Here is a 26,094-nt window from a genome sequence, read left to right as displayed (position 1 = left end):
CGATGCGCGAGACAGTCCGAGCGCCTTGCGGAGCTGTTGGTGGTGGGGTCAGGAGTGTCTGGTGGAGGGCTTCGGTGCGGGGACCTTCGTTCGGGTGGTGACGCCGATGGCGGCGAGCGCACAGCAGGTGGCCACGCCGACGAGCAGGGGTGCGTAGCCGTCGCTGGTGTACAGAAGCGCCGCGGCGGCGAGAGGGCCGGTGGCTTTGGCGGTGGTGACGGGAGCGGCGAGGCGCCCGGCGATGGTGGCGTACGCGATGGTCCCGTACCGGTCGGTGAGCAGGGCGGGGATGGCGAGGCTGGTGATGCCGAAGCCGATTCCGAAGCCGATCACGCTGATGATCGCGCCGGTGCGGGTGGCGGCGAGCAGGGGCATGGCGAGCACGGCGGCGGCCTGGGTGGCGTATACGACGGCCACGACGGTGCTCACGCGCAGGCGTCGGCGGGCGGCGGTGAGGACGAGCCTGCCGGTGACGGACAGGACGCCGAGCAGGCCGGCGGCGGTGGCGGCGAAGGTGGCGGGGTGCCCGCGGCTGATCAGGTAGCCGTTGAGGTGCACGGTCATGGTGCTGGTGGCGAGGCCGTGGGCGGTGAAGGTCGCGGTGAGGAGCCAGAAGCGGGTGTCGCGCATCGCGGCGTGGGCGACAGCCCGTCGTCCGGGCTGCTCGCGTCGGGCCGGGTCGGCCGGTGCGGTGCCTGCCGGTCGGGGCTGGCGGACGGCCATCGCGTGCAGCGGGATGGTCACCGCGCCGTGGATGGCGGCGAGGGCGAGCAGAGCGCCGCGCCAGCCGAGGTGCGCGGTCAGCAGGCCGGTCAGTGGCATGAAGATGGTGCTGGCGAACCCGGCCACGATCGTGACCGCGAGCAGGGCGGTGGCGCGCCGGTCGGGGGTGAACCAGGAGACGATGACGGCGAAGGCGGGTTCGTAGAGCACCATCGCACCGGCAATCCCGATGCCGATCATGACGGCGTAGAGCTGACCGATGGTCTGCACCTGGGACCAGGCGATCAGCAGCGCGGTAGCGGTGATCGAGCCGGCGGTCATGAGCGCGCGACCGCCGTGGTGGTCGAGCCACCGGCCGACGGGAATGGCCATGAGGGCGCCGGTGAGCACGGAAGCGGTGAGCGCGCCGGTGACGGCGGTGGTGGACGCGCCAATGCTGGCGGCCATCGGCGTGAGCAGCACCGGGTAGGCGTAGTAGAGGGTGCCGTAGCCGATGGTGGAGGTGACGGCGAGGGCGGCGGCGATCCGCCAACCGTGGTGCCCGCCGACGGTGAGGTCGGCGGGCACCGTCATGGTGGTGGGCATCAGCTGCCGCAGCAGCCACCGGCCTGCGTGTCGGCGGGTGCGGCGTCGAGGCTGACGAGGTTCAGCGGGGCGGCGAGCAGCCCGCCGGTGATGCCGGTGGCCAGCCCGCGTCCCACCGGTTCGGCGGCCGGCGCGGGTCCGCAGCAGCTGTCGCCGGTGGCGGAGTCGTCGGGGTTGCTGTTGCACACGCCGGTCTCGGGCAGGTCGAGCTGGACGTCGCGGGCGGCGGTCCAGTCGCCCGCGAGGGCGGCGACGACGGAGCGGACCTGCTCGTAGCCGGTGGCCATGAGGAACGTCGGCGCGCGGCCGTAGCTCTTCATGCCGACGGCGTAGTAGCCGAACTCGGGGTGGGCAAGTTCGTCCACACCGTGCGGGGGCACAGTGCCGCAGGAGTGCTCGTTGGGGTCGATGAGCGGGGCGAGGGCGCGGGTGGCGCCCATGACCGGGTCGAGGTCCAGGCGCAGTTCGGCGGCGATGGCGTGGTCGGGGCGGAAGCCGGTGGCGGCGACGATGCGGTCCGCGGTGACCGATTCCTCGGTGCCGTCGCCGTGGCGCACCACGACGGTCACCCGGTCGCCGGTGGGGATGAGGGCGTGGACGGAGAAGCCGGTGAGCAGTCGGATCCGGCCGGCGTCGACGTGGGCGCGCAGCCGGGAGCCGAGCGCGCCGCGGGCGGGGAGGGCGTCGGCGTCGCCGCCGCCATAGGTGCGCGCCGGCGAGGCGGTGCGAATCGCCCAGGTCACCTCGGTGCCCGGGTGCTCGGCGGCGAGGTCGGCCAGGGAGAGCAGGGTGTTGGCGGCGGAGTGGCCGGCGCCGACGACGAGGGTGTGGCGGCCGGCGAAGCGGTCGCGATCGGCGCCGAGCACGTCCGGGAGGGCGTGTTCCAGGTACGCGGCGGCGTCGGCCTCGCCGCGGGCGGGCAGGCCGGAGGCGCCGAGGACGTTCGGGGTGCCCCAGGTGCCGGAGGCGTCGATCACCGCGCGGGCGAGCACCTCCTCGCCGTCGGTGAGACGGACGAGGAACGGTGTGGTGTCACGGCCGGCGGTACGCAGCCGGTCCAGGCCGAGCCGGCTGATCGCCTCGACCCGGGCGCCGTGACGCAGGTACGGCTTGAGCTGCGGCAGCTCGGCGAGCGGCTGGAGGTAGTCGGCGGCCAGTTCGGCGCCGGTGGGCAGAGCGTCGAGGTCGGGGGCGACCCAGCCGGCGTCGTCGAGCAGTCGCCGGGCGGCGGGGTCGATGTCGTACCGCCACGGGGAGAACACCCGCACGTGGCCCCACTGGCGTACCGCCGCGCCCGCGGTGTCGCCGGCTTCGAGGACGAGGAAGGGCAGGCCGCGCTCGTGCAGGTGGGCGGCGGCGGCCAGGCCGACGGGGCCGGCACCGATCACCACGACCGGAAGGGTGTCCAGGGTGCTCATCAGGCAACTCCTCTGTGTTGATAACTGTCGAATCAGACAGGCGGACAGGGCCCTGGGCATCCGAGGCCAGACGTGGGTCAGGTGATGGTGGGGCTGCGGCGCTCGATCAGGACCACGCCCCCAGCCATCATGATCCTGCACCCCGCCCTCACCCTGTCTAGACGTCTGTCAAATCAGACAGTTGCACGTTGGTTAGAAGGATGTCAACCTAGAAGAATGTCTAAGCAGCCGGTGCCGCTCGTCGCCATCGACCTGAACGCGGCCACCTCCTGCTGTGCGCCGCTTGCGCAGCGGCGGTTGCCCGCGGAGGCCGCCGGGGCCCTCGCGGCGGCGTTCAAGGCGCTCGGCGACCCCGTACGCCTGCAGTTGATGTCGATGATCGCCTCCGCCGAGGGCGGGGAGGCATGCGTCTGCGACCTCACGCCGGCGTTCGACCTCACCGGCCCGACGATCTCCCACCACTTGCGCACGCTGCGTGAGGCCGGCCTGGTCGACGCCGAGCGGCGCGGCACCTGGGTCTACTACCGCCCTCGACCGGGCGTCCTGCGCCAGTTGGCGTCCCTGCTCTCCGTCGAGCCCACCGGCTCGTAGCAACGCACCCGCCTTGGCGGGCGTGTTCGGGCGGGGAAGTTCGAAACTCTCCGGTCGGCCGATGCCGCGCACGCGGCACCCAGACGGCCTCGTCTCGAGAGCCGCCCTTTGCCAGCCCCAATTAGCTCAGCTACGATTGAGTCAATGAAGACTGAGCTTTTTTCTCTGGCAGGGCGGGCGCGGATCCACGCCGCGCTCGGCGATCCGGCGCGGCTGGCGATCGTGGATGCGCTCACCCTGGGCGACGCGTCCCCTGGCGAGATCGCCCACACCCTGGACCTGCCCACCAACCTCGTCGCCCACCACGTCAAGGTCCTCACCGAAGCCGGCCTGGTGATCAAGGGCCGCTCCGAGGGCGACAAGCGGCGCACCTATCTGCGGCTGCGGCCGGAAGCCCTCCCCGCGCTCGCCCCGCCGCCGCTGACCGGCGTCGGCCGGGTGGTGTTCGTCTGCACCCGCAACTCCGCCCGCTCCCAACTGGCCGCCGCGCTGTGGCAGGACCGCACCCACAGCCCGGCCGCGTCCGCCGGAACGCAACCGGCCTCCCGGGTGCATCCTCGCGCCGTGGCCGTCGCCGGCCGGCACGGGCTGCGCCTGGACCCCACCGCCACCGCCCACGTCACCGACGTCGCCCGCGACGACGACCTGCTCATCGCCGTGTGCGACAACGCCCACGAAGACCTCACCGGGCCCGTGCGCCCCCGCCTGCACTGGTCGGTGCCCGACCCGGTTCGCGTCGACACCGACGAGGCGTTCGAGGCCGCGTTCGCCGACCTCGCCGCCCGCGTCGACCGGGTCGCCCCCGCCGTCACCACCCCGGGAGACCGTCATGACTGACATCAGCCCTCACCCCTACGACGAGGTCTCCATCGACCAGCAGGTCGCCCTGCGCACCGCGGCGATCCGCCTCGCCGAGGAGTTCACCGGCGTCTACGGCTCGGAGACCATCGAGCGGTTCCTGCACTCCAGTTACGACCAGTTCGCCACCCCCAGCACCATCCCGCACTATCTGCCGCTGCTCGCCGAACGCTTCGCCCGCCAACGCCTGCAGGCCCTGGCCCGGGTCGAGGGTCACCACCGCGACGGCCGCCCCGTGGTGCTGTTCCTGTGCACCCACAACGCCGGCCGCTCCCAGATGGCGCTCGGGTTCTTCATCCACCTCGCCGACGACCGGGCCGTCGCCTGGTCCGGCGGCAGCGAACCGGGCATCGAGGTCAACCCCGCCGCCATCGCCGCGATGGCCGAACGCGGCATCGACATCAGCGAGGAGTTCCCGAAGCCCTGGACCGACGAGGTCGTCCGCGCCGCCGACGTCGTGATCACCATGGGCTGCGGCGACGCCTGCCCGGTCTTCCCCGGCACCCGCTACGAGAACTGGGACCTCGACGACCCCGCTGGCCTCGACACCGCCGGCGTGCGGCCCATCCGCGACGAGATCGAACGCCGGGTTCGCCGGCTCCTCGACGACCTGCATGTCGTCCCCATCACCCGATAACCGAGCTGCCCGACCATCGTGGACAGCGACACCATGGGAGAGAACAGACCGATGACCCCCACCCTGTGGCGGCGCCTGCTGGCCGAGTTCACCGGCACCGCCCTGCTGGTCACCGCCGTGGTCGGCTCCGGCATCATGGCCGCCACCCTCTCCCCGGGCGATGTGGGCCTGCAGCTGCTGGAGAACTCGATCGCCACCGCGTTCGCCCTTGGCGCGTTGATCCTGATCTTCGGGCCGATCTCCGGCGCGCACTTCAACCCGGTCGTGTCCGCCGCCGACTGGTTCCTCGGCCGCCGCGCCGGTACCGGCCTGACCGCCCGCGACCTGGGCGGCTACGTGGTGGCGCAGGTGCTGGGCGCGATCGCCGGGTCGGTGCTGGCGAACCTGATGTTCGACCTCGCCGCGGTCGACTTCTCCGGAAAGGACCGCGCCGCCGGGCACCTGTGGCTCGGTGAGGTCGTCGCCACCGCCGGCCTGATCCTGCTGATCTTCGCCCTCGCCCGCTCCGGCCGCGCCCCCGTCGCACCCGCCGCCGTCGGCGCGTACATCGGCGCCGCCTACTGGTTCACCTCGTCCACGTCGTTCGCCAACCCCGCCGTGACGATCGGCCGGGCGTTCACCGACACCTTCGCCGGCATCGCCCCAACCTCGGTTCCCGGGTTCGTCATCGCCCAGCTCGTCGGACTCGCCGTCGGCGTCGGTCTCCTGGCCGCGCTGTACCCCGACGCCGGGCAGGCCGCCGACCAGGTGGTCGTTCCCGCCGACAGTGGCTCGGCGCTGGACCACCGCCCGTGACTGTCGAGCCGGAGCACGCTAGAGCGCGCAGGCCGCACCAGGGCCTGGCTGACCCACCGCGCGCCGGCGGCCGCTACTGCGCGCTCGACCGCAACAGCAACCCCGAATCACACCCGCCCGTGACCTCCGACGAGGCGCTGGTCAACCGGTCCCGCAATCCGCACTGCACGAAAGGCACCTGATGTCCGACAAGCCCAGCGTCCTGTTCGTCTGCGTCCACAACGCCGGCCGCTCCCAGATGGCCGCCGGCTGGCTGCGCCACCTCGCCGGCGACACCGTCGAGGTCCGCTCCGCCGGCAGCGCACCCGCAGAGACTGTCAATCCCGCCGCCGTCGAGGCGATGCGCGAGGTCGGCATCGACATCACCGACCAGACCCCCAAGCTCCTCGAGTACGAGACCGCGGAGTCCTCGGACGTCATCGTCACCATGGGCTGCGGCGACGCGTGTCCGGTCTTCCCGGGCAAGCGCTACGAGGACTGGAAGCTCGACGACCCGGCCGGCAAGGGCGTCGACGCCGTCCGCCCGATCCGCGACGACATCCGCACCCGGGTGGAGAAGCTCCTCGCCGAGCTGCGTCCCACCGCCTGACCGCCGCCCTCGACGCCGAGCGCTACCTGGCCTCCCTCGCCTGATCGGCACCGCCCCGAGGTCCGGCCAGTGCGGCCGGGCCTCGGGCCTACGGTGACTCGCGCACGCGGGAGGCGATGTCGGCGACCGTCGCCTTCGCGGTCCGGCCGGCACCCACCAGCGTGGCCGACGCCGGCCCGGTCCAATCCCCGTAGCCCAGCAGGTAGAGGCGACCCTCGTCCACCGACCGGGTGCCCTCGACCGCCACCGTCCCCTGCCGCCAACCGGGCAGCAGCGACGCGAGGTGAGAGAGGTCGGGCCGGAAACCCGTACACCAGATCACGGCGTCGCAGGGCTGCTCGATGCCGTCGGCCCAGCGCACACCGTGCTCGGTGAGCCGCGCGAACATCGGCCGGGAGTGCAGGACGCCGCGGTCGCGCGCGTCGCGGACGCTGGGCACCATCACGATGTCGCCAAGGTCGCCGACGCTCTCACCGGAACCACCGGCAGCCTTGCGGGTGGCCACACCGAACAGCACCCGACCGTCGACGTCGTCGGGCATGAACCGCGCCGGGCGCAGGGTGACCCAGGTGGTCTCGGCGACCCGGGACACCTCCGCCAGGATCTGCGCCGCGGAATTACCCCCGCCGACGACCACGACACGCTGCCCCCGGAACTCCTCCGGCGAGGTGTAGTCCACCGTGTGCAACTGCCGCCCGCCAAAATGTTCACGGCCGGGGATGTCGGGCACGTACGGGCACTCCCATGTGCCGGTGGCGGAGATGACGTACCGGGCCGACCAGGTCCCAGCCTCGGTGTCCACCGCCAGGCGTTCCCCGGCCCGCCGCACCTCCCGGACCCGGACCGGCCGGCGCACCGGAAGGTCGTAGCGCTGCTCGTAAGCTCGCAGGTAGTCCACGACGTGCCCGGCGGTCGGGAAATCCTCGCCCTCCTGCCGCGGCATCCCCCACCCCGGCAACGGGCTGTACTCCGCCGGAGAGAACAACCGCAACGACTCCCAGCCGTGCCGCCACGCGCCACCCGGCTGCTGCCGGGTGTCGAGGATGACGTAGTCCAGCCCGGCGCGGCGCAGGTAGTAACCCGCCGCCAGACCTGCCTGCCCACCCCCGACGACCACCACGTCACACGACCCCGGCACGCACGACACCTCCCTCGATCCGCAGATCATCATGCCGGGACAGCAGGAGCAGTGGGCCAGACGTGAACTCACGGTGATCCTGCCCTCGTTCAGCAGCCGATCGAAGGTGTCACCTGCAACGATGCCTGACGTGGGAACTGTAGAGAGTGCGACACCTGCGATCTCGCCCCTCGCCGGCGAGCCGATCGACCGCGCCGACGCCGAACGGCTCGCGGGAGTGCTCAAAGCGTTCGCCGACCCGGCCCGGCTGCGACTGCTCAGCCTGATCCAGTCCGCCCCGCAAGGGGAGGCGTCCGTCAGTGACCTCACCGCGCCCCTCGGCCTCTCCCAGCCGACCGTCAGTCACCACCTGCGGATCCTCACCGAGGCCGGCCTGCTCGAGCGCGACAAGCGCGGCGTCTGGGCCTACTACCGCCTCGTGCCGTCCGCCATCGCCACGATCGCCGACCTGCTGACCCCACCCCGCACGCGAGCAACGAAGAAGACGCGCTGACCGAAGGCATCGGCGACCACCGCCGGCGCCTCACGATCCCGCCATGCGGAGCCGAAGACGAACCCCACCGCGGGTGACCGGGCCCCGAGCGGCGGTCCCGACGGAACACACGTCAGCCAGCCCCACGGGCACGGGGCCTGCCGCCGTCGCCGGACATAGACGCGTCGCCGGGTGAGGGCGAGGACGGCCCGCCGGTGGCGCTGCCGCCGGCGCTCGGGTGGGCATCGTCAACCTGGGGGTCGAATGCCGGCTCGTTCGCGCGCGGCGAGGATGTCGGGGACGTGCGTCTCGGCCCACTGCCGTACGGCACGCAGCGGAACCAACAGGGAACGGCCGAGCTCGGTCAGGGCGTATTCGACGTGGGGTGGGTTGCCGCCCAGGTCGGTACGGGCGAGCAGACCGTCCGCCTCCATGGCGCGCAGCGTCTCGGTGAGGGCTTTCGGGGTGATTCCGCGGATATGCGCTTTGAGCTCGGTGAAGCGCATCGGTCCGTCCTCCAGTGCGTTGACGGCGAACACCGTCCATCGCGCCCCGATCCGGTGCAGCACAGTGCGACTCGGGCACGTCGCCGCCATGACGTTGTAGGCCTTGCTCATCGGGCCCCTTCGGTAGCGTTGAAGATACCGGTAGCAAATCTATACCGTCGCGCTCATGAGCGAGAACCTGAAAGGCAAGCGGATCCTGGTCGTCGGCGGGGCCCGCGGTATCGGCGCTGAGATCGTCCGACGCACCGGGCAGGCCGGCGCGGATGTCGTCGTCGCCGCACGGTCTGGACTCGAGGTCAAGATCGACGTCACCGACGAGACCAGCATCGCGCGGGCCGCGGAGTCGCTCTACGCCGTCGACCACGTGATCTCCACCGCGTCGGCCCACCACGACGTACCGGTGCCCGACCTGGAATACGGCAAGATCCAGGCCGCCTTTTCCGCCAAGGTCATCGGCCCGCTGCTGCTGGCCAAGCACTTCGCCCCGCGTATGCCTGCCGACGGATCGTTCCTGTTCTTCTCCGGCATTGTGGGCTGGCAGCCCAAGCCCGGCACCGTCGTCAAAGGCACCGCGAATGCTGCCCTGGCCGCGCTGGTCACCCACCTGGCCGTCGAACTCGCGCCGCTGCGCGTCAACGCCATCGCCCCCGGCCTCACCGACTCCGGCACCTGGGATCGGCTTCCGGACGAACGTCGCCGCGCCTTGTACGACAGTGCCGCCGCAGCCTCCCTCGCCGGCCGGATCGGGACGCTCGAGGACGTCACCGACACCGCCCTGTGGCTCCTGGGTGCGGGCTGGGTGACGGGCGAGACGGTCCATGTCGACGGCGGCGCCCGGCACCGCTGACATGGCGACCAGAACCAAGATCGATCCCCGCTCCCTCGTCCGCGCCTCAGGTGGCCCCCGCTATGCCGTCGCCCTGGCCGTGGACGCGCTCGGCACCGGGCTGCTGCGGCCCTTCCTGCTGCTCTACGGGGTGACGGTGCTGAGGCTGTCCGCGTCGGCCACCGGCATCACCATGACCGTCGGCGCCATCATGGCCCTGGTGTGCATGCCGGCAGTCGGCCGATGGCTCGATCGGGGCGCACGCAGCACGGTCGTGGCAGCGTCCATGCTGGTGCGGGTGCTGGGCGTGGCGCTGCTGCTGGCCACCCCGACGGGGAACGTGTGGCTGTTCGCGACGGCGGCGCTCTTCCTCGGCATCGGCAACCAGGCATGGCCGGCCGCCCACGCGGCCCTCGTGGCCACGGTCGCTCAGGGCCGCGAACGCGACGCCGCTCTCGCGGGAGGCCGCGCCCTGCGTAACGCCGGCCTGGGGGCGGGCGGCCTTCTCGCTACCGCATGCCTGGCGGGCGGCAACACCGCATTGCAGGCCCTGGCAGCCGTTACCGGGCTCGCCTATCTCGCTGCGGCAGCCTTGGCCTGGTCGGTTCACGTGCACGCTCATCCAGCCGCCACTCCAGGCAGGGACGGGGCCGACGGGCCCGCACCCCGGATGCGCGCGCTGCTGATCTCCAACGTCGTCTACGTCTTCTGTCTCAACGTCCCCGAAATCGCGCTTCCCCTGGTACTGGTGACTCAGTTGCACGCATCCCCGGCGTGGTCGGCGGCCATCTTCGTGGCGAACACCGTGCTGGTGGTCACCCTGCAGGTTCCGGTCACCGTCCTGATGTCCCGCTTCTCCCGGCGGAGCGTGCTCATTCTCGCCGGCGTGGTGCTCACCGCGTCCTACCTCGGCTTCCTGGCGGCCACCTCACTGGGACACGGCTGGGGCGCCCCGGCCGTCGCCATGGTGTCCGTGGTCTGCACGATCGGTGAGATCATCTATGCCGGCAGCGCCATCACGCTCGTTACCGCCCTCACCCCCGCTCATGTCCTGGGGCGCGCCCTCGCCCGCTTCCAACTCTCCACGGGCATCGGCCTCGCCGTCTCCCCGGCCGTCATCACCGCTCTCGCCTCCCGCGGTTCGGCTGTCCTCTGGGGCAGCCTCGCCGCTGCGACGCTTCTCTCCGCCTCCGCCGTTGCCACCGAGAAGGTTCAAGAACGCAGCTCAACGGTTGCTGCCGTCGGGCGCGAGCATCACCGTCAGCGAACTCGCTGGCGCGCTCGGCATCAGCCGGCAGCCCCTGCACCGCCCGTTGTCTGGCCCGCTAAGCCGCGGCTACGTCACCCGGTCGGCGTCTGCGAGAAACGGCCGTGAGCGGGCATCGTCCACCACCGAGGCGGGTGCAGCCGTCGAACGCGCGGCAACCGGTCCCCAGCTGGCACAACTCGAGCAAGTCGTGGCTGTCGCCGGCCCTGCCGCTCTCGCCGGCTGGCGTTCGGTGATGCGCCACCTCGCCGAGTCCACTCTCGCAGCCGCGCCACCCAGCACCCGCCACCTCATCGAAAGCTGACCAAGCGTTGCCCAGACTGACTGACCAGTTCCTCGACCTGCCCAGCGGGCGCACCCACTACCGCGTCGACGGCTCCCCCAGCGGACCCGTCGTCGTCCTGATCCCCGGTGCCACCCTGCCAATGTTCGTCTGGGACGGACTCGCCGAACCGCTCATCGACGCCGGATACCGCGTGGTGCGTTACGACCTGCTCGGTCGTGGCGCCTCCGCAAGCCCGCGAGTGGCCTACGGTGCGGACCTTTACCACCACCAACTTGCCGAACTCCTTCAGCGGCTGGCCGTCGCGGGACCGGTCCACCTGGTGGCACTGGCCTTCGGGACGATCATCGCGGCGGACTTCGCCGACCGGCATCCCGAACGACTCGCGAGCCTGACCTACGTGGCCCCGGACGGCTTCGGCGTCCACACCACCCGGTTCGGCCGCCTCATGAACCTTCCCGGCGTCGGCGAACTCCTGCTCCAAGCCGCAGGCACCAGGATCCTGCTGTCCCGGCTGCCCCGCTACTCGCACCGCACCGACGTGATCGACGCGCTGCGGGACAAGTTCCGGCCGTACGCGTCAGCACCGGGATTCCAACGGGCCGTGCTGTCGTCGATCCGCCGGATGCCCATCCAGGACGCGACATCGCTCTATGCCCGCGTCAGCGGCCGGGGCATCCCGACATTGGTGTTGTGGGGGCGCGGGGACCGCATCGCACCCCTACCTGAAGACTCCACCCTCAGAAGGAGTCTGCCGGGCGCCGAGATACAGATCCTCGACCAGACCGGTCACCTACCGCATGTCGAGCGCGAGACTGAGACGGCAGCCCTGTTGACCAACTTCTTGACCCGAACCGCCGGACACAGGTCTTGAACGTGTCGGCGAATTACCATCCCGGCATGAACCGTTGGCCTACTTCGACCTCCCGCAGCGTCTGAACCGGCACTCGAGCGGATCGCGCGGGTAGCCGAAGCTCAGGCAGTGCTCGCCCTGCCAGATCGCGGCCGTGGTCAATCGGATGGTCGACCACCCAGTCATCGACGCGTCGGTTGGGGATCGGCGATTCAGAGCTGGTCGCCTGGTCCGAGATGTCTCGGCGGAACGTAGCCATCGTGGTCCTTGGGATCACCCGCGTGGAGTCCGGCGTACATCTGGTACGGCAGGATCAGGACATCTGCTGTGCGAGCGAGGTCCGGATCTGCACTGGGCCCGAGCCAGCAGTCCTTGAGTGAGTCGTTGAAGATCGACGTACACAAGATGACGACTCTACGACCGTCGACCGCGCAAGCCTGAAGTTCGACACGCGTCGGGGTGGCCCAGGGATCGGAGCTGGTAGACCGAAACCGGTAGGTGAAGTGCACCGCCATGCCCCGCTCGGGCACCTGCGGGTGAGGTCCCGTCTCCCAGTCGATCACCTCGGCGGTCATGGGGTAGGTCTGGTCCCCTCGGATGACCGCGACCTTTCTTGCCGCCACCCCGGGCTCCGGAGTCGAGGGAAAATCGTCGGCACCGCAACCTGCGACGGCAAGAATGGTGGCAACGAGGATGCCGACGCGACCCGGCCGGATCCATTGCCCCATGCAAGCCATGGTAAACACGCCGCGCACCGGGTCCGCCGGCGATCCACGAAGCATCAGGTCGGTCGATGTGGTCCAGCCCCAGCGTCTGCAGCGAGCCCTCGACAGCCGTCGCTACGGGCCAGGGCGTACAGGGCGGCGCCAGCCAGGACCTGACCACGGCGATGGGTACGCCTCGTACGTCGATGGCTTGGGCGACACCGCGGGTCGGGAGTACGCCGACGACGCATCGAGGGCGCGGGCGACCAGCAGCGTCCAGCCTTCGGCGCGCTGCATCGCGATCCGCTTCGGCCCCAGCTCGCCCAGCACCAGGGTGACGAAGGTCAGCACGATGGTGACCAGCACGATCGACACCGGCTCCGCCGCCGACCCCCGGAATCCCAGCGGTCCCACCATCGGTGCCGCGAGCGACACCGCCGCGGCGGCGGAGGCGAGGAACCCGGCGAGGGTGATGCCGATTTGAATGGTGGCCAGGAATCGGTTCGGGTCCCGCGCCAGCTTCGCCAGCACCCGCCCCGCCCGGGAGGTTCGCTCCAGGCGCTGCAGTTGATGAGACGCTGCCACAGCGGCTCGTCACACGGGCCGATTCGGCGATCCATGTTGAAAGGCATGCTGAGCAGCGCTTACGCACTTCGCTGAGCCTCAGCGGGCGATCACAACGACACTCCTGCGCGGCCGGCCCAGGACCACACCCGGAGCACACGAGCCCCGCCTTCCGACCGGCGGTCGGTCGCGGTGATCCGCGCTGGCACCGGTTCACCTGTCGTGGCAGGGGTTTGCTGCGCCGGTGATCAGGGCACGTGGCGCGTGAACGGCCATCGATCGAGGGCCACGACGCAACGGGGGCATGATGGACAAAGGTGCAAGAGTCGGTATCGCCGCGACGCTGGCCATGGCGGCCGGGGCCGCGGTGCCGATGCCCGCCGAGGCGGCGAGTGCGGGGACATTCGCGGCCGCTACGTACCTCGCCACGGGGTCGACCGCGACCAACGCCGTCGCTGTCGCCGACGTCACCGGTGACGGGCGACGCGACATCGTGGTCGGCATTGATGCCGTCGACGGCTCGCAGACGAATTCTGTGCTGGTCTTCGACCAGCGAGCCGACCACAGTTTCGGCGCTCCCACCAGGATCAAGGCGCACGGCGGTTACAACAGCAACGTGCAACTCGCCGTCGCCGACATCGACGGCGACGGCCGTACGGACGTGGCGATGTCGTCCTCCGCCGGCGTCGATGTGCTGTTTCAGCGTGGCGGGCGCCTCGCCGCGCCGCTGCTGGTCTCCGGGGGTGCCGGGGACGTGGCGATCGGGGATGTGACCGGGGACGGACGACCGGATCTCGTCGTCGGCGCACGGCAGGGCGAGGTCAGGATCCACCGGCAGACCGCGGCGCATGGTTTCCAGGCATATCGGACGGTCACCGGGCCGTTCATCACCGGCGCCCCCCTGAACCAGGTGTTCGCCGCCGACCTCGACGGAGATGCCCGCATCGACCTCGCCCAGTTCTACGGTCACGGCACGTGGGTGCGGCTGCGCCGCGCGGATGGATCCTTCGGGCCGGCGACGACCTACCGGACGCCGGCCGATGACAGCGGCTTTCGCCGCGTCGGCTCCGGTGCGGCGGTCGGTGACGTGACTGGCGACGGCCGGGCCGACCTGGTGACCAGCGTTGACGGCAACAGGCCGGACGCCGCCGTCCAAGTCTTCGCGCAGGGAGCCGGTGGGCTCGCGACGACGCCGACCAGATATCCCGCATACGACAGTCCCTCTGGCCTCACTGTTGGCGATCTGACCGGCGACGGCCGCGAGGACCTGGTCGTCGCACACAACAGTTGGCTCGCGGTGAGCGTCTATCTGCAGCGGTCGACCGGGAAGCTCGCCGGGTACACGACGAACGGGGTCGACGGGGTCGGGCCCCAGGCAGACTCCCTGGCCATCGGGGACGTCACCGGGGACGGGAAGCCGGACGTCGTCGCCGTCGCGTACGACAAGGTGGCTGTCCTTCGGCAGCTCTGACACTCGCCGGCTGTGGACCACGTGCTCGATTCGGCCTCGCCGCCCGCCGCGTGGCCCACAGCCGGCGTCACTGCAGTCCTGATGATCCTCGGGCGACGCCGGCCGTGATGTCGCCGTCGCCTGGCCGGTCTGGCCGCCCGCCGAGACGCTCGGCCACCTTCCACGAGGCCGCCCGCCGGGCCGTCGGCATGCAGTCAGCCGGCTGAGCGGTTGGGTCCCCGACGACGTACGGCGAATTGCGGTGACGAGTCAGCCCGATTCGCCGCAGTCGGTGACGTCGGCCCGCTTCCGGATGAAGGACGAGTAGATGAGCGGGGATCCGCTGAGCGTGTTCCGGGATTTGACGCCCGCCCAGATGAAGTTCTCCGCATGGCGAAGACCGCCGCCAGGACGCTGACGGGAATGGCGGTAAGCGCGGCGATTGCCTGAGGACCGGCGCCGTTGCGGTTGAACCACGAAATCCGGCCGCCAGCCGCCGTCGGCACTTTCTCGGATTCCATCGGCTCGTCGTGATTCTTCACAAAACCGCAGCCTATCGACGCCGACCAACGGTGAACCGCGACGGATACGCCACTGACTCAGGGTGAGGCGATCCGGAGTCGGCAGGAACCCATCGGGGCGAGGCCGAGGTCGCCGATTGTCGCTGCGCCGCGCGTGGCATCGGCGCCACCGGCGAACACCAGGGTTCGTGCGGACTGGTATCGGCAGCCGGCGGCGTCGAACGCGTCGACCGCGTTGAGCAGCGCCCGTTGATCGCCGTCGAGCAGGGCTCCGGCTCGTTGCACCATGGCTTCGGCGACCGGGTTGCCGGCCACGACGGTCCGGGCCCCGGCCAGGTGGCCACGAGCGCTCGGGCTCCCGGCGAGCACCGCCGCCTCGGCGCGTAGCGCGACATACCAGTGGAGCCACACCCACGTGACCGACTTCCAGACCGAGCCGGGATCGGGCGCCATCCGTTCCAGCGCTTCCGCCGCCTGCCCCCGGTGCAGCAGGAGCATCGCGTCGAAGACCGCGCCGTAGCCGTGGACGTGTTCCGGCGAGGTGCCGAGCCGACTCTGGACATCGACCCAGACGCTTCGGGCCTCCCGGTCGTCGCGGAGCCCGTGGATCATCGCGACACCGGCTGCCGCGGGACCGAGCACCGACCTGGCGGGGCGGCCGGCGCGCTGCCACGCGTCGAGGAACCGCACACTGCCGCTGAGCACCTCGTCGGTGTCGCCCGCGAGCGCGTCGGCGACCAGCAGCCAACTCGTGGCGCGGTGACCGACCTCCGCGAGCAGCGGGTGGTCGGCGATCTGCCGAGCCCACCGGCGGGCGGCCGGCAGGTCTCCCGCCCCGAGGCTGGCCTCGGCGGCATTGCCGAGAGCGTCGAGCAGTTCGTGGGTGGTGGCCGGAGTAGCCGGCAGGGACGCGAGCAGCGCGACCCGGCGCCGCGCCGTGGCCGCGCTGGCGAATGTCTCGCCGGCCCAGCACCGCGCGCCGGTGAGCGCGTCGAGCGCGGCGGACTCGGCGAGCGGGTCGCGAGTGCGGTGCGCCAGTGCGACCGCCCGCTCGGCACGCGCGATCGTTTCGGGTACGTCGTTGTCGGGTGGGCCCTGCGCGGCGCCGAACGCGTCGGTGAGCACCCCGGCCTCGGCGAGCGCCACCGCGGCCTGGGCCGCCGGGTCGTCGCCGGCCAACTCCCGCGCCTCGCTGGTGAGCGCGATCGCCTCCTGCGCCGGCGGGAGTTGCGCGAACTTGCTCCAGAACCGGTAGGAGCTGGTGGCGGCGGTCGCCAGGTCGGCGGCGGCGCCGGCGTCGTCTCCCGCTCGGCGGGCGGCCCCGGCGGCCGCCCGGTGGAGGCGGTACATGTCGTCGCCGCGCATGCGGCATCCGGCCACGGCTGCGGCGTGCCGGAGCATCGCCGCCTCGGCGGCGGGCTCGCCGGCGAGCGCGGCCGCCTGCTCGTAGCGCAGCTGAGACTCGCCGATCAGGGTACGGACGAAGGTCATCTCCGCCAGGTGACGGGCGAGGCGGCAGGCCTCCGGGCGCTGCTCCGGACGGTCGATCGCCCACGACAGGGCGGCGCGGAGGTCGTCCGCCACCGGGTCGAACCGGGCTCGCCAGTCCGCCCGCACCACGGTCAGGTCGGCGGCCCTGGTCAGGCACCAGCGAAGGTGCCGGGACCGGATGTCCGTCAACTCGCCGGCCTCGGCGAGCCGTTCCGTGCCGTACTGGCGGATGGTTTCCGGCACCCGGTACTCGGTTCCGCCGGGGAAGGCCCGCACCGTCAGCAGGCTCTGTTCGGCGAGCCGGGCCAGGCCGTCGGCGACGATGCCTTCCTCCGCGCCGGCGACCTCCGTCGCCGCCGATGCGGAGAAGGGCGCCACGAAGACCGACACCCGGCGCAGCAGCGTCCGGTCGGCCGGCTCCAACAGGGCGTGACTCCAGTCCAGCGTCGCGCGCACCGATCGGTGCCGGTCGTCGGCCCGGGCGCCCCCGGTGAGCATCCGCAGAGGGTGGGACAGGGCGGCGGTGATGCCGTCCAGCCCCAGCGTCGGATACCGCGCGGCGGCCAACTCGATCGACAACGCCATCCCGTCCAGCCGCTCGCAGATAGCGGCGACCTGGTCGCGCAGCGGAGGATCCAGTGGCCAGCCCACCGCTGCCGCCCGCTGCACGAACAGCGCGACCGCGTCCGACTCGCCGTCGACGGCCAGCGACAGCGGCGGGACCGGATAGACCCGCTCGAAGGGCACCATCAGCCGTGCCCGGCTGGTCACCAGCACCGTCACGCCAGGGCACGCCGCCAACAGCCGCTCGAGGAACAGCGCCACCCCGTCCAGCACGTGTTCGCAGTTGTCGAGCACCAGCAACGCGTGATGGTCGGCCAGGGCGGTGACGACGGACTCGGTCATGTCCCGGCCGGGCTGCTCACCCAGGCCCAGCGCCACGCCCACCGCGGCGGCGATCATGCCGGAGTCGGCGACCGGGACCAGGTCGACGAACCACACGCCGTCGGGATATTCGCCACCGGCCCGCGAGGCGACCGCCAGCGCGAGCCGGGTCTTGCCCACTCCGCCCGGACCGACCGCGCTCACCTGACGGTGCGCCCGGATCAGTTCGGTCAGCTCGGCGCACTCGCGCGCCCGCCCCACGAACGGAGTCAGCGGGGCCGGTAGGACCGGCGCCTGAAGAGCGGCGCCGCTGCCGGTCAGCTCCGGCACCCGCTGCGCGAGCGCACGGCGGTCCGGGACCTCCAGCTTGCGCAGCAGAGAGGAGACGTGCGTCTCGACGGTACGCACCGAGATGAAGAGTCGCGCTCCGATCTCCGCATTGCTGAGGTGGTCTCCGACCAGCGCAAGCACCTCGGCTTCGCGAGGGGAGACGTCAACCATCACCCCATTCTGTCGCACGTCCCTCCGTGTGCGGGTTCCGTGGTCGACTCCGTAGCCGGCACGGATCCGGGCGGGACCTGCCCGAGGAAATGCTGTGCACACGCACCCGTCCGGGCCGGCCGAGGCCCGCGGACCGAAGGAGTGATCATGGCGAGTACTTCCGCGCAGGGGATCAGGACCGTACTGCATCCGGTGTCCGATCTGGGCCGGGCCAAGGCGACGTACGCGGCTCTGCTCGGCGTGCCGCCCACGGTCGACTCGTCCTACTACGTCGGCTTCGACGCCGCGGGTCAGCACATCGGCCTGGTGCCGGGCGGTGGACCGCAGGGCCTGACCTCGCCGGTGGCCTACTGGCACGTTCCGGACGTCGAAACGAAGCTGGCCGAGCTGAGCGCCGCCGGCGCCACCGTGACCGAGCCCGCTCACGATGTCGGCGGCGGTCGCCTCGTGGCCACCGTCGCCGACCCCGACGGCAACCTGCTGGGCCTGATCCAGGACAGCTGAGCGACCGACTCGCCCGAGCCGCCCGACCTCGATCCGAACCACACGAAAGGGAACACTCATGCTCGCCATCGACTCCGTCACGCTCGAAGTGTCGGATCCGGCAACCGCCCAGGACTTCTACACCGAAGCCTTCGACCTGGGCCCCCGCCTGCGCGTCGACGCGTCACGCGAACCTACGACCGGCTTCCGCGGGTTCGCCGTGTCGCTCGTGGTGTCCCAGCCGGGAACCGTCGACCGCCTCTTCGGCGCCGCCCTCGACGGCGGAGCGGCCACCCTGAAGCCGGCCGCGAAGAGCTTCTGGGGCTACGGCGGGGTGCTGCGCGACCCGTACGGCACGATCTGGAAGATCGCGACATCGTCGAAGAAGGACACCGGACCGGCCAGCCGGCACGTCGACGAGATCGTGCTCCTGCTGGGGGTGCGGGACGTCGCCGTGACCAAGCGGTTCTACGTCGATCACGGCCTGACCGTCGCCAAGAGCTTCGGTCGCAAGTACGTCGAGTTCGCCACCTCGAACATCAAGCTGGCGCTGTACGGCCGCCGCGCCGCGGCCAAGGACGCGGGCGTCTCGCCCGACGGCGACGGATCACACCGACTCGTCATCGGCAGCGGCGCCGGCACTTTCGTCGACCCCGACGGCTTCGAGTGGGCGGCTGGTCATGGCGGCTCGTCACCGGCTGGGCTGAGCGGCTGAGCTCGTTGTCGTCGACGCCGACCGGCCTACCGACACTCGCCGGCGACGAATCGGCGACCGGCATCTCCTAATCAGCCGAGCGATCTCGGCGATGCCGGCGCGGAGCTGGTTCAGGTGACATGGTGATGATCAGCACGATCGGTCAACTCTCCCCTTACGGAAGGGTAGGGTCGGCGACGGCCGCCGGGCCTGTCCGGGCGGCCGTCGCGGCGGCCCTGACCGGGTCGAGGTGATGAGACCCTCGGCCGGCAGGACCCACTGTTGCCGGTGGTGGTAACTGCGACCCGGTGGTGCGGGTTGGAACCGCACGCGTCCGCGTGCGGCCCCGAGTGGAAATGGCTGTATGTCTTCTGTGCTGTCCGCGGTCTCCCGGCCGCGCCTGTCCCGTCCGTCCTGGCTGTCGCCGAAGGTGTTCCGCACCGAGGTCCTGGCCGGCCTGGTCGTCGCTCTGGCGTTGATTCCCGAGGCGATCTCGTTCTCGATCCTGGCCGGGGTCGACCCTCGGGTGGGCCTGTTCGCCTCGTTCACGATGGCGGTCACGATCGCGGTCTGCGGCGGCCGGCCGGCGATGATCTCCGCCGCGACCGGCGCGATCGCCCTGGTGGTGGCGCCGCTGGCGAAGGAGCACGGGCTGGACTACCTGGTCGCGGCGGTGATCCTCGGCGGCGCCATCCAGGTGCTGCTGGCGGTGCTCGGGGTGGCGAAGCTGATGCGGTTCATCCCGCGCAGTGTCATGGTCGGCTTCGTCAACGCCCTCGCGATTCTGATCTTCGCCGCCCAGGTCCCGCACCTGCTCGGCGTACCGTGGCTGGTCTATCCCCTCGTCGCCGTCGCTCTGGCGATCATGGTCGGGCTGCCCCGACTCACCCGCGCCGTTCCGGCGCCGCTGGTCGCGATCGTGGTGTTGACGGTGGTCACCGTCTTCGCGAGCGTGGCGGTGCCGACCGTGGGCGACGAGGGCGCGCTGCCGGACAGCCTGCCCACCCTCGGCCTGCCGCGGATCCCCTGGACCATCGACACCCTCGCTGTGATCGCCCCCTACGCCCTCGGGATCGCGCTGGTCGGGCTGATGGAGTCGCTGATGACCGCCAAACTCGTCGACGACATCACCGACACCCCCTCCAGCAAGACCCGCGAGTCCTGGGGCCAGGGCGTCGCCAACATCGTCACCGGGTTCTTCGGCGGCATGGGCGGCTGCGCCATGATCGGCCAGACAATGATCAACGTGAAGGCGTCCGGCGCCCGCACCCGGCTGTCGACGTTCCTCGCCGGCGTGTTCCTGCTGATCCTGGTCGTCGCGCTCGGCGACGTGGTCGCCGTCATCCCGATGGCCGCCCTGGTCGCCGTGATGATCATCGTGGCGGTGTCGACGTTCGACTGGCACTCCGTCGCCCCGGCCACCCTCAAGCGGATGCCGTACGGCGAGACCATCGTCATGCTCGCCACCGTGGTCACCACCCTGGCCACCCACAACCTGGCCATCGGTGTCGTCGCCGGCGTGCTCACCGCCATGGTGATCTTCGCCCGGCGGGTCGCCCACCTGGTCGAGGTCACCAGCGTCCTCGACCCCGACGGCGGCACCCGCATCTACTCCGTACACGGGGAGTTGTTCTTCGCCTCCAGCAACGACCTCGTCGGCCAGTTCGACTACGCGAACGACCCGGAGAACGTGGTCATCGACATGACCCACGCCCACGTCTGGGACGCCTCCTCCGTCGCCGCCCTCGACGCCGTCACCACCAAGTACGCCGCCCGCGGCAAGACCGTCGAGATCGTCGAGCTGAACAAGCCCAGCGCCCGCATCCACGACACCCTCGCCGGCCAACTCGGCGTCGGCCACTGATGGCTGCCGCCACCAGCCGTGGCACCGGGGCGGAGCAGCACGCCTCCGGGCCGCCCGCCGACCGCCTCATGCAGATCGGCGAAGCCGCCGAACGCATCGGTCTCAGCATCCGCACCATCCGCCACTACGAGGAAGCCGGCCTGATCGTCCCCTCCGCCCGCAGCGAGGGCGGCTTCCGCCTCTACACCGGACCCGACCTCGACCGCCTCGCCGTGGTCAAGCGCATGAAACCCCTCGGGTTCACCCTCGACGAGATGCGGGACCTGCTGATCGTTCTCGACGCCCTCGACACCGCCACCGGCGCCGCCCGCGCCGAGCTGCTCGACCGGCTGGCCATGTTCCACACCGCCGCCACCACCCGCGTCACCGCTCTCCGCGACCAACTCGCCACGGCCGAAGGCTTCGCCGACACCCTCCGCGACAAACTCGCCCACCACGGCAGCCCGGCGGCTGATCACGTCACGGCCGGCCAGCCCTGCCGGACAGCCCGGGACGACGATCTCGGACACCCGGACGCCGGGGCGGGATGGAAGTGTTGGTGAGTCGACCCGCCGAGAGAGGAAACGGGAGCAGCCGGCTCAGTCGCTCTCGTCGACGAACGTGTAGTAGCTCATCCGGAAGCGCTGCAACAACGCACGCATGAACTCCGCGCCGGTCTCCGGTCGCACCCGTTCCGGCCCGGCCGGTACGCCGTTGTCGAAGAAGTCCTGCGCCAGCGCCCCCCACTCAGGATCCAACACGGACAGCGTCACCGTCCGGCCGGGCTCCCAGCGGAACTCGGCCACCCGCCGGCTGGTGTGCTGCGCGAACGTGTACAGCGCCACGCGGGTCGGTGCCTGCTCGGTCATGTCTGCCTCCTCGATCACCACGACTCGTCCGCTCACCACGGGCTCGGCGGGCGGAAGGCCCCCCACGCCTCGCCGGTGATCATGCCTCGGCTGCGTATCTCGTTGAAGCGGTCCATCGCCCCGGAGACCGCGCTCTCGTTCAGGCCGGTGGCGCGCAGCCGGTCGGCCAGCACGGCCGGGTCGGTGCTCTGGAGCCGGGCCATCGTGTCGGGGCTGAGCGGCTGGTTCATCTGCTGCTGGACGAAGTCCGAGCGCAGCGGTTCGGCGTTCGACTCGGGGAACGAGTAGCCGTGGTCGATGGCGACCAGGCGGCCGTCGGGGCCGGTGAGGTAGTTACCCATGTGCCGGTCGGTGTTGCCGCTGATGTAGTCGAGCACCGCCATCCGCTCCCGTTCCGGCACGGTGTAGTCGGTGACGGGGCGGCCGGGGCGCGCGTTCTCCACGAACTCCTGCATCGAGCCGGCGCCGTGCGGACCGTCCCACCGGGCGGTCGTCGGCACCAGGTCGAAGCCCAGGTCCTCGTCGAGGCGGGAGGCGGCGACCTCACGGGCGGCCAGCTGGTTCTCCGGGATGGTGGAGCGCACCTGCACGAACTCGTTCTCCGGCACGTTCGGCTTGTAGACGCCGTGCGTGCCGTCGGTGAACGTCGCGTCGTAGGCGTCGTTGACGTGCTCACCGGGTTTGAGTTCGACCATGCTGTGCACCTCCCTGCCGAGCAGCCGCAACTCGGCCTCGCTCGCATGATGCGGCACGGCCGGATCGGTGCCGGACCCGGACTCGGGTGGCTCGACGCCGTCGAGGTCGGGCTCGTCGACGTCGTGTCTCCCACCGCCGTCGTGCGCCGGACCGCCGCCGTTCCCCGGGCCCCCGTCGGGTGCCGGGCCGCCCCCGTGCGCCGGGCCGCCGACGGGCCCGGGTGATGCGGGCGGCCCGGCGGGCGCCGGCCCTCCCCCGCCGCCGTGCGCGGGCCCACCGCCCGGGCCGCCGTACGTGGGCGGGTCCGCCCAGGCCCACGGCGGCGGCTGGCCGCCGCCCCCGGCGGGGCCGTCGTAAGTCCGGGGCCGAGGGCCGGGAGCCGGCACGTCGGGGGTGGTGGTCCCGTCGGGGGTACGCCGAAGGCCCCGCAACGCCGCACGGAGGGTGTCGAGCAGCTCGCCGAGCTTGGACAGGATCGGCCGGAGCCGGCTGACGCTGCGGGCCAACGCCGTGAGCAGCCCGGCGACCTTCGCCGCCCATTTGGCGACCAGCGCGGAGACCTGCGCCGCGACCAGCGGGGTGGCCACGCCCAGGGTGAGGGCCTCCTCGGCGAGCCACTGCCAGAGCCGGACGGCGAGGACGGAGACGAAGTCGGCGATCAGGTCCCGGACCAGCTCCCGGACCAGGGCGACCAGCAGCCCCGCGCCCTCGACGACGGTGCCGATCAGACCCGAGGCGTCCGCCAGGCCGGCGAGGTGACGCACGTGCTGGTCGCTGTAGCGGCGGTAGGCCTCGGAGGCGGGGCCCGTCCAGGTGGCGATCTCGGTGCGTACCGCCTCGGACAGGGCGGTGACCTGGTCGGCGACGTGCCGCGAGACGTTGTGCCACGTCTGGGCGTACGCGGTGATCTGGTCCGGGTCGCCGGCCAGCCAGTCCAGCGCGTCGGAGAGGGGCTTGACGTGCTCGATCAGCCAGGCGACGCCCCAGGAGACGACCGACCCGATCGGGTCGACGCAGGTCGCCAGCACCTCCAGGGACGTCCCCACGCCGCCGATGGTCGAATCGATCCAGGAGCCGTTCTCGATGCCGTTGCGCAGGTCGACGAGGCTCTCGACGATGCCGATGCCGCTGTAGCCGGTGGTGGTGTCCTGCCGGGCCGCGACCAGCGGGTTCGCCGCCGCGGTGCTCACCGGTGCAGCCGCTGGAAGAGGGCGGAGACCGTCCCGTCGGTGTCGTGGTAGGCGGTGACCGTCGTGTCGAGTGCCCCGGCCGCGCTCTGCAACGCCTCCCGCGCCGCCGCGAGGGCGTCCACCGCCGGCCCCTGGAGGAAGTCGAGCAGGAAGGGGATCGCCTGGCAGACGGGGATCTGCCCGTAGGCCTCGGCGCCCATCCGGACGTGCGCGCCCGCGTCGTGTGCCGTGCCGATCTCCCCGGCGATCCGGTCGACCGAGCGGGCGTGCCCGGTCAGCGCCGCCGCGGTGACCTCGAAGCCGCGTGCCTCAGCGCCCACTGCCGCTCCAGCCCGCGGACCCCGGGTCGTCCTCCTCGGGCACCTCCGGGAAGCGCGCCGCGTAGCTGCCGACGACGGCGCGCGCGGTCTCGGAGTCCGCGCCGACGGTGCCAGCGGCGGCGTCGGCGACCTGCGCGGCCAGCCGGCCCTGCGCCCGCCGCATCACGGCCAGCACCGTGGCGGCGATCTCGTCCGGCCGCCAGCGCAGCACCCGGTCGTCGAGCCGCAGGTCGGTCATGGCTCCGGACGCGGCGACGGTCACCCGGACCGCGCCCTGCGCGCCCTCGGCGCTCGCCGACATCGCCGCCACCTCGTCGGACAACGCCTGCGCCTGGGCGGCGCGCTCGGAGATGCCCGCGACCCAGGACGACACGAACCGGTCGGTCGAGGCGGCGAAGTCGCCCATGGGAAACTGCGCCATCAGACCTCCCCGTGTGACGGCCCGTCGGCCGCCTCCGGGAAGCACCGGGTGCGGCGCGGTCGACATACGGTACGCCATCCCCCTCCACCGTGGAGTCCTGTGCGGGCGCTGCCGGTGCGCGGCGGCGCTGCTCCGGGACGAGGTCCGCCGCCGGCCGTTGCCCACGGGCGGGCCGGGGGCGGTGCCGCCCGTTAGGGTGGTACGTGGCACACCGGTTGCTCGTCGATTCCGCGGTGGCCGACCTCGGCATCAGCCCGGACATCCAACGCACCCACCGCTCGATCCAGCTGGGCCCGTCCGGCCCGCTGGTGCAGGTCTCCGTCCGCGCCGACCGGCGCGACACGTCCAGCGACCTGACCGTCGCCTTCGGTCACGACGGGCAGGCCGAGCGGGTCCCCTACGATCAGTTGCTACGCGACGGCCCGGACGCCCTGCACGAGCGGGTCACGCGGGTGAGCAGGTCCGTGGCGGAGCTGCACGAGCGACGGCCGGCCGCCGTCGCATACCTGCCGAGGCCCGCCGCGCGCCGGCACCAGCAGCAGCCGTACCAGCCGACGACGGCGGCGGTCCGTCCGCCGACGTCACCACAGCCATCGAGGGGCAGACGATGACATCGGAGAGTCCGACGCACGAGGGCAAGGCCATCGACGAGGCGCGACAGGACTACGACGCTCTGCGCGCGGTCGGCGAGCTGTTCCCCGGCACCGCACTGGCGGAGAGCAGCCGGCAACTCGGACGGGGTGGCGACTGGCCGGAGAACCTGCGCGACTCCCCGCTCGTCGTCGACGCCGGCTCGGACTGGGGCCCGGGCACCGTCCTCGCGGTGGCGGCCGCCGCGCGCGGCGTACCGCGGCTCGCCCTGGTGGTCGTGGGCGACGAGTCGGCCGGATCGGCCGCACGCCGCCTCCTGGACCGCGTGGGCCGCCCCGAGGTCGGTGTCGCGTTCCGGCCCGCCGAGGTGCCGTCCGCCGTCCGTTCCGCCTGCGGCGCCGGTGGGCAGCCGATCCGCTGGGCGAGCCTCGGCGAGCCTCGCCACCTCGCGCAGGTGATCCAGCACGCTCCGGAGCTCGCCGGCCGGTTGCGCGTCACGCACTCGGCCTCCGACAGCGAGGGGTCGGCGAGCGCCGACGCCGCGCGAACGGTGCTGGACGCGGCGCGGGAGGCGCGGATCGCCCGGCTCGACCTGGTGGTCACCGGGCCGGAGGGCGACGAGTCGTCGGTCGATGACAGCCGCCGGCGGGCCATGGTGCTGGTCGAGGCGCTGGACGACACCGTGGACACGTCGGCCACGGCTGCCGTGCTGGGCGGCTCCGTCGTCCTGAGCGCCGCCGTGATGCTGCCCTTCGTCGACGTGGAGCAGGCCGGCACGGCGGTCGACGGCGAGGGCGTCTTCCGGCGCGGCCACGACGGGGTGCCCCTGTGGTGGGGGACGATCGAGGACCATGACCCGCTGGTCCGCTGGCTCAGCCGGGTCATCGAGCCGTCGCGGCCGGACCGGGGGGCGTGACCCGGGTGTCGGCCACCGAGGAGTTCTCCGGGCTGGAGGCGATCTACGAGGCGTACGGGCTGGAGTCCGCGAGCGACCGCGCCGCGGTCGCGGAGGCGTACGGCGTCTTCCGTGAGCACCACGGGCCCTATGTCACCTCGATCGCCGCGGAGATGCTGGACGACCCGCGGGCCTCCGTCGACGCCGACCCGAACGAGCGGATCGTCTTCGTCGGACGGGACGGGTTCAGCCTCGGCGTCGCCGTCCGCGCGATGGACCCCGACTTCTTCGACGCGCACTGTCACAACGTGGTGCTCTCCCGGGCCCTGCACCGCGAGGGCGGCCTCGACGGAGGCCTGAAGACGCTGCCGGACGACCCCGCGCTGACCTTCGGCAGCATTCCGGCGATCCGGGTCATCGAGAACGCGTTGCAGG

The 26,094-nt window shown here is 71.8% G+C and carries 24 protein-coding genes and 3 pseudogenes; 16 read left to right on the top strand and 11 right to left on the bottom strand.

Annotation, left to right across the window (positions count from 1 at the left end):
* Positions 1-48 precede the first annotated feature (48 nt).
* Together O7600_RS21930 and O7600_RS21925 are read right to left on the bottom strand one after the other, a co-directional pair.
* On the bottom strand, positions 49-1,308 hold the full coding sequence (locus O7600_RS21930) for an MFS transporter (protein ID WP_281590183.1): 1,260 nt from the start codon (positions 1,306-1,308) through the stop codon (positions 49-51).
* Complete coding sequence (locus O7600_RS21925) at positions 1,308-2,726, bottom strand: FAD-dependent oxidoreductase (RefSeq protein WP_281590181.1); 1,419 nt, start codon at positions 2,724-2,726, stop codon at positions 1,308-1,310. The genes O7600_RS21930 and O7600_RS21925 overlap by 1 nt, the downstream gene beginning before the upstream one ends.
* Before the next feature lie 216 nt (positions 2,727-2,942).
* On the opposite strand from O7600_RS21925, the gene O7600_RS21920 reads away from it, so the two are divergent.
* From O7600_RS21920 to O7600_RS21900, 5 genes and pseudogenes are all read left to right on the top strand, one after another.
* A complete protein-coding gene (locus O7600_RS21920) occupies positions 2,943-3,317 on the top strand; it encodes a metalloregulator ArsR/SmtB family transcription factor (RefSeq protein WP_281590179.1) in 375 nt (124 codons plus the stop codon).
* Between the two features lie 144 nt (positions 3,318-3,461).
* On the top strand, positions 3,462-4,154 hold the full coding sequence (locus O7600_RS21915; protein WP_281590177.1) for a helix-turn-helix domain-containing protein: 693 nt from the start codon (positions 3,462-3,464) through the stop codon (positions 4,152-4,154).
* The gene (locus tag O7600_RS21910; RefSeq protein ID WP_348651350.1) at positions 4,147-4,812 is read left to right on the top strand and encodes an arsenate reductase ArsC; all 666 of its coding nucleotides are present in this window, start codon (positions 4,147-4,149) and stop codon (positions 4,810-4,812) included. The genes O7600_RS21915 and O7600_RS21910 overlap by 8 nt, the downstream gene beginning before the upstream one ends.
* Positions 4,813-4,863: 51 nt before the next feature.
* Positions 4,864-5,577 (top strand): annotated as a pseudogene (locus O7600_RS21905) (MIP/aquaporin family protein); the annotation flags it as partial.
* 211 nt (positions 5,578-5,788) lie between these two features.
* Positions 5,789-6,196, top strand: coding sequence for an arsenate reductase ArsC (locus tag O7600_RS21900; RefSeq protein ID WP_281590172.1), 408 nt, complete (start codon positions 5,789-5,791; stop codon positions 6,194-6,196).
* Positions 6,197-6,284: 88 nt separating this feature from the next.
* On the opposite strand, the gene O7600_RS21895 is transcribed toward O7600_RS21900, so the two are convergent.
* Positions 6,285-7,334, bottom strand: a complete 1,050-nt coding sequence (locus O7600_RS21895; protein ID WP_281590170.1) for an ArsO family NAD(P)H-dependent flavin-containing monooxygenase — start codon at positions 7,332-7,334, stop codon at positions 6,285-6,287.
* A 121-nt stretch (positions 7,335-7,455) separates the two neighbouring features.
* Here O7600_RS21895 and O7600_RS21890 point away from each other — a divergent pair, with 121 nt between their 5' ends.
* Entirely contained in the window at positions 7,456-7,827 is a 372-nt protein-coding gene (locus O7600_RS21890; protein WP_281594232.1) for a metalloregulator ArsR/SmtB family transcription factor, read from the top strand.
* Positions 7,828-8,054: 227 nt separating this feature from the next.
* Here the strand turns inward: O7600_RS21890 and O7600_RS21885 are convergent, their stop codons facing one another.
* Positions 8,055-8,423 (bottom strand): helix-turn-helix domain-containing protein, encoded by a 369-nt coding sequence (locus O7600_RS21885; RefSeq protein WP_281590168.1) that lies wholly within the window; start codon positions 8,421-8,423, stop codon positions 8,055-8,057.
* A gap of 55 nt (positions 8,424-8,478) precedes the next feature.
* Between O7600_RS21885 and O7600_RS21880 the strand changes: the two genes are divergently transcribed.
* The 3 genes from O7600_RS21880 to O7600_RS21870 all read left to right on the top strand — a co-directional run bounded on the left by O7600_RS21880 (position 8,479) and on the right by O7600_RS21870 (position 11,562).
* On the top strand, positions 8,479-9,159 hold the full coding sequence (locus O7600_RS21880) for an SDR family oxidoreductase (RefSeq protein ID WP_281590166.1): 681 nt from the start codon (positions 8,479-8,481) through the stop codon (positions 9,157-9,159).
* A complete protein-coding gene (locus tag O7600_RS21875) occupies positions 9,131-10,513 on the top strand; it encodes an MFS transporter (RefSeq protein WP_281590164.1) in 1,383 nt (460 codons plus the stop codon). Before O7600_RS21880 ends, O7600_RS21875 begins: the two co-directional genes overlap by 29 nt.
* Positions 10,514-10,716: 203 nt before the next feature.
* On the top strand, positions 10,717-11,562 hold the full coding sequence (locus tag O7600_RS21870) for an alpha/beta hydrolase (protein WP_281590163.1): 846 nt from the start codon (positions 10,717-10,719) through the stop codon (positions 11,560-11,562).
* Positions 11,563-11,753: 191 nt separating this feature from the next.
* On the opposite strand, the gene O7600_RS21865 is transcribed toward O7600_RS21870, so the two are convergent.
* Positions 11,754-12,269, bottom strand: a complete 516-nt coding sequence (locus O7600_RS21865; protein ID WP_281590161.1) for a hypothetical protein — start codon at positions 12,267-12,269, stop codon at positions 11,754-11,756.
* 195 nt (positions 12,270-12,464) lie between these two features.
* A pseudogene (locus tag O7600_RS21860) lies at positions 12,465-12,815 on the bottom strand (CNNM domain-containing protein); the annotation flags it as partial.
* Positions 12,816-13,113: 298 nt separating this feature from the next.
* Between O7600_RS21860 and O7600_RS21855 the strand changes: the two are divergent.
* Positions 13,114-14,280, top strand: coding sequence for a VCBS repeat-containing protein (locus O7600_RS21855; RefSeq protein WP_281590159.1), 1,167 nt, complete (start codon positions 13,114-13,116; stop codon positions 14,278-14,280).
* 578 nt (positions 14,281-14,858) lie between these two features.
* Here the strand turns inward: O7600_RS21855 and O7600_RS21850 are convergent.
* Positions 14,859-17,657: a LuxR C-terminal-related transcriptional regulator gene (locus O7600_RS21850; RefSeq protein WP_281590156.1), complete on the bottom strand. Its 2,799-nt coding sequence runs from the start codon at positions 17,655-17,657 to the stop codon at positions 14,859-14,861.
* Between the two features lie 147 nt (positions 17,658-17,804).
* Here O7600_RS21850 and O7600_RS21845 point away from each other — a divergent pair, with 147 nt between their 5' ends.
* From O7600_RS21845 to O7600_RS21830, 4 genes and pseudogenes are all read left to right on the top strand, one after another.
* A complete protein-coding gene (locus O7600_RS21845; RefSeq protein ID WP_281590155.1) occupies positions 17,805-18,161 on the top strand; it encodes a VOC family protein in 357 nt (118 codons plus the stop codon).
* A gap of 58 nt (positions 18,162-18,219) precedes the next feature.
* Positions 18,220-18,855 (top strand): glyoxalase, encoded by a 636-nt coding sequence (locus O7600_RS21840; RefSeq protein ID WP_281590153.1) that lies wholly within the window; start codon positions 18,220-18,222, stop codon positions 18,853-18,855.
* Between the two features lie 343 nt (positions 18,856-19,198).
* Entirely contained in the window at positions 19,199-20,698 is a 1,500-nt protein-coding gene (locus O7600_RS21835) for a SulP family inorganic anion transporter (protein WP_281590151.1), read from the top strand.
* A 68-nt stretch (positions 20,699-20,766) separates the two neighbouring features.
* A pseudogene (locus O7600_RS21830) lies at positions 20,767-21,126 on the top strand (MerR family transcriptional regulator); the annotation flags it as partial.
* A gap of 150 nt (positions 21,127-21,276) precedes the next feature.
* Here the strand turns inward: O7600_RS21830 and O7600_RS21825 are convergent.
* From O7600_RS21825 to O7600_RS21810, 4 genes are read right to left on the bottom strand one after another with little or no spacing between them, the layout of a single operon-like run.
* Positions 21,277-21,546 (bottom strand): hypothetical protein, encoded by a 270-nt coding sequence (locus O7600_RS21825; RefSeq protein ID WP_281590149.1) that lies wholly within the window; start codon positions 21,544-21,546, stop codon positions 21,277-21,279.
* Positions 21,547-21,578: 32 nt separating this feature from the next.
* Positions 21,579-23,432, bottom strand: a complete 1,854-nt coding sequence (locus tag O7600_RS21820; RefSeq protein ID WP_281590147.1) for a hypothetical protein — start codon at positions 23,430-23,432, stop codon at positions 21,579-21,581.
* Entirely contained in the window at positions 23,429-23,752 is a 324-nt protein-coding gene (locus tag O7600_RS21815; protein WP_091582886.1) for a hypothetical protein, read from the bottom strand. Before O7600_RS21815 ends, O7600_RS21820 begins: the two co-directional genes overlap by 4 nt.
* Complete coding sequence (locus O7600_RS21810) at positions 23,742-24,173, bottom strand: YbaB/EbfC family nucleoid-associated protein (RefSeq protein WP_281590143.1); 432 nt, start codon at positions 24,171-24,173, stop codon at positions 23,742-23,744. Before O7600_RS21810 ends, O7600_RS21815 begins: the two co-directional genes overlap by 11 nt.
* A 203-nt stretch (positions 24,174-24,376) precedes the next feature.
* Between O7600_RS21810 and O7600_RS21805 the strand changes: the two genes are divergently transcribed.
* Positions 24,377-24,784 (top strand): hypothetical protein, encoded by a 408-nt coding sequence (locus tag O7600_RS21805; RefSeq protein WP_281590141.1) that lies wholly within the window; start codon positions 24,377-24,379, stop codon positions 24,782-24,784.
* Positions 24,781-25,680 carry a hypothetical protein gene (locus O7600_RS21800; protein WP_281590139.1) on the top strand — a complete coding sequence of 300 codons (900 nt, stop codon included), beginning with the start codon at positions 24,781-24,783 and terminating at the stop codon, positions 25,678-25,680. The genes O7600_RS21805 and O7600_RS21800 overlap by 4 nt, the downstream gene beginning before the upstream one ends.
* Positions 25,681-26,094 lie beyond the last annotated feature (414 nt).

It is taken from the genome of Micromonospora sp. WMMA1998, from assembly GCF_027497375.1.
Classification (GTDB): domain Bacteria; phylum Actinomycetota; class Actinomycetes; order Mycobacteriales; family Micromonosporaceae; genus Micromonospora; species Micromonospora sediminicola.
This window is presented reverse-complemented; position numbering and strand designations above follow the sequence as displayed.

Coding starts and splice junctions, on each gene's coding strand:
- O7600_RS21900 (WP_281590172.1), top strand. CDS start 5,789: ATGTCCGACAAGCCCAGCGTCCTGTTCGTCTGCGTCCACAACGCCGGC.
- O7600_RS21825 (WP_281590149.1), bottom strand. CDS start 21,546: ATGACCGAGCAGGCACCGACCCGCGTGGCGCTGTACACGTTCGCGCAG.
- O7600_RS21910 (WP_348651350.1), top strand. CDS start 4,147: ATGACTGACATCAGCCCTCACCCCTACGACGAGGTCTCCATCGACCAG.
- O7600_RS21800 (WP_281590139.1), top strand. CDS start 24,781: ATGACATCGGAGAGTCCGACGCACGAGGGCAAGGCCATCGACGAGGCG.
- O7600_RS21915 (WP_281590177.1), top strand. CDS start 3,462: ATGAAGACTGAGCTTTTTTCTCTGGCAGGGCGGGCGCGGATCCACGCC.
- O7600_RS21855 (WP_281590159.1), top strand. CDS start 13,114: ATGATGGACAAAGGTGCAAGAGTCGGTATCGCCGCGACGCTGGCCATG.
- O7600_RS21925 (WP_281590181.1), bottom strand. CDS start 2,726: ATGAGCACCCTGGACACCCTTCCGGTCGTGGTGATCGGTGCCGGCCCC.
- O7600_RS21920 (WP_281590179.1), top strand. CDS start 2,943: ATGTCTAAGCAGCCGGTGCCGCTCGTCGCCATCGACCTGAACGCGGCC.
- O7600_RS21835 (WP_281590151.1), top strand. CDS start 19,199: ATGTCTTCTGTGCTGTCCGCGGTCTCCCGGCCGCGCCTGTCCCGTCCG.
- O7600_RS21930 (WP_281590183.1), bottom strand. CDS start 1,308: ATGCCCACCACCATGACGGTGCCCGCCGACCTCACCGTCGGCGGGCAC.
- O7600_RS21880 (WP_281590166.1), top strand. CDS start 8,479: ATGAGCGAGAACCTGAAAGGCAAGCGGATCCTGGTCGTCGGCGGGGCC.
- O7600_RS21845 (WP_281590155.1), top strand. CDS start 17,805: ATGGCGAGTACTTCCGCGCAGGGGATCAGGACCGTACTGCATCCGGTG.
- O7600_RS21810 (WP_281590143.1), bottom strand. CDS start 24,173: ATGGCGCAGTTTCCCATGGGCGACTTCGCCGCCTCGACCGACCGGTTC.
- O7600_RS21885 (WP_281590168.1), bottom strand. CDS start 8,423: ATGAGCAAGGCCTACAACGTCATGGCGGCGACGTGCCCGAGTCGCACT.
- O7600_RS21875 (WP_281590164.1), top strand. CDS start 9,131: ATGTCGACGGCGGCGCCCGGCACCGCTGACATGGCGACCAGAACCAAG.
- O7600_RS21840 (WP_281590153.1), top strand. CDS start 18,220: ATGCTCGCCATCGACTCCGTCACGCTCGAAGTGTCGGATCCGGCAACC.
- O7600_RS21850 (WP_281590156.1), bottom strand. CDS start 17,657: ATGGTTGACGTCTCCCCTCGCGAAGCCGAGGTGCTTGCGCTGGTCGGA.
- O7600_RS21890 (WP_281594232.1), top strand. CDS start 7,456: ATGCCTGACGTGGGAACTGTAGAGAGTGCGACACCTGCGATCTCGCCC.
- O7600_RS21865 (WP_281590161.1), bottom strand. CDS start 12,269: ATGGGGCAATGGATCCGGCCGGGTCGCGTCGGCATCCTCGTTGCCACC.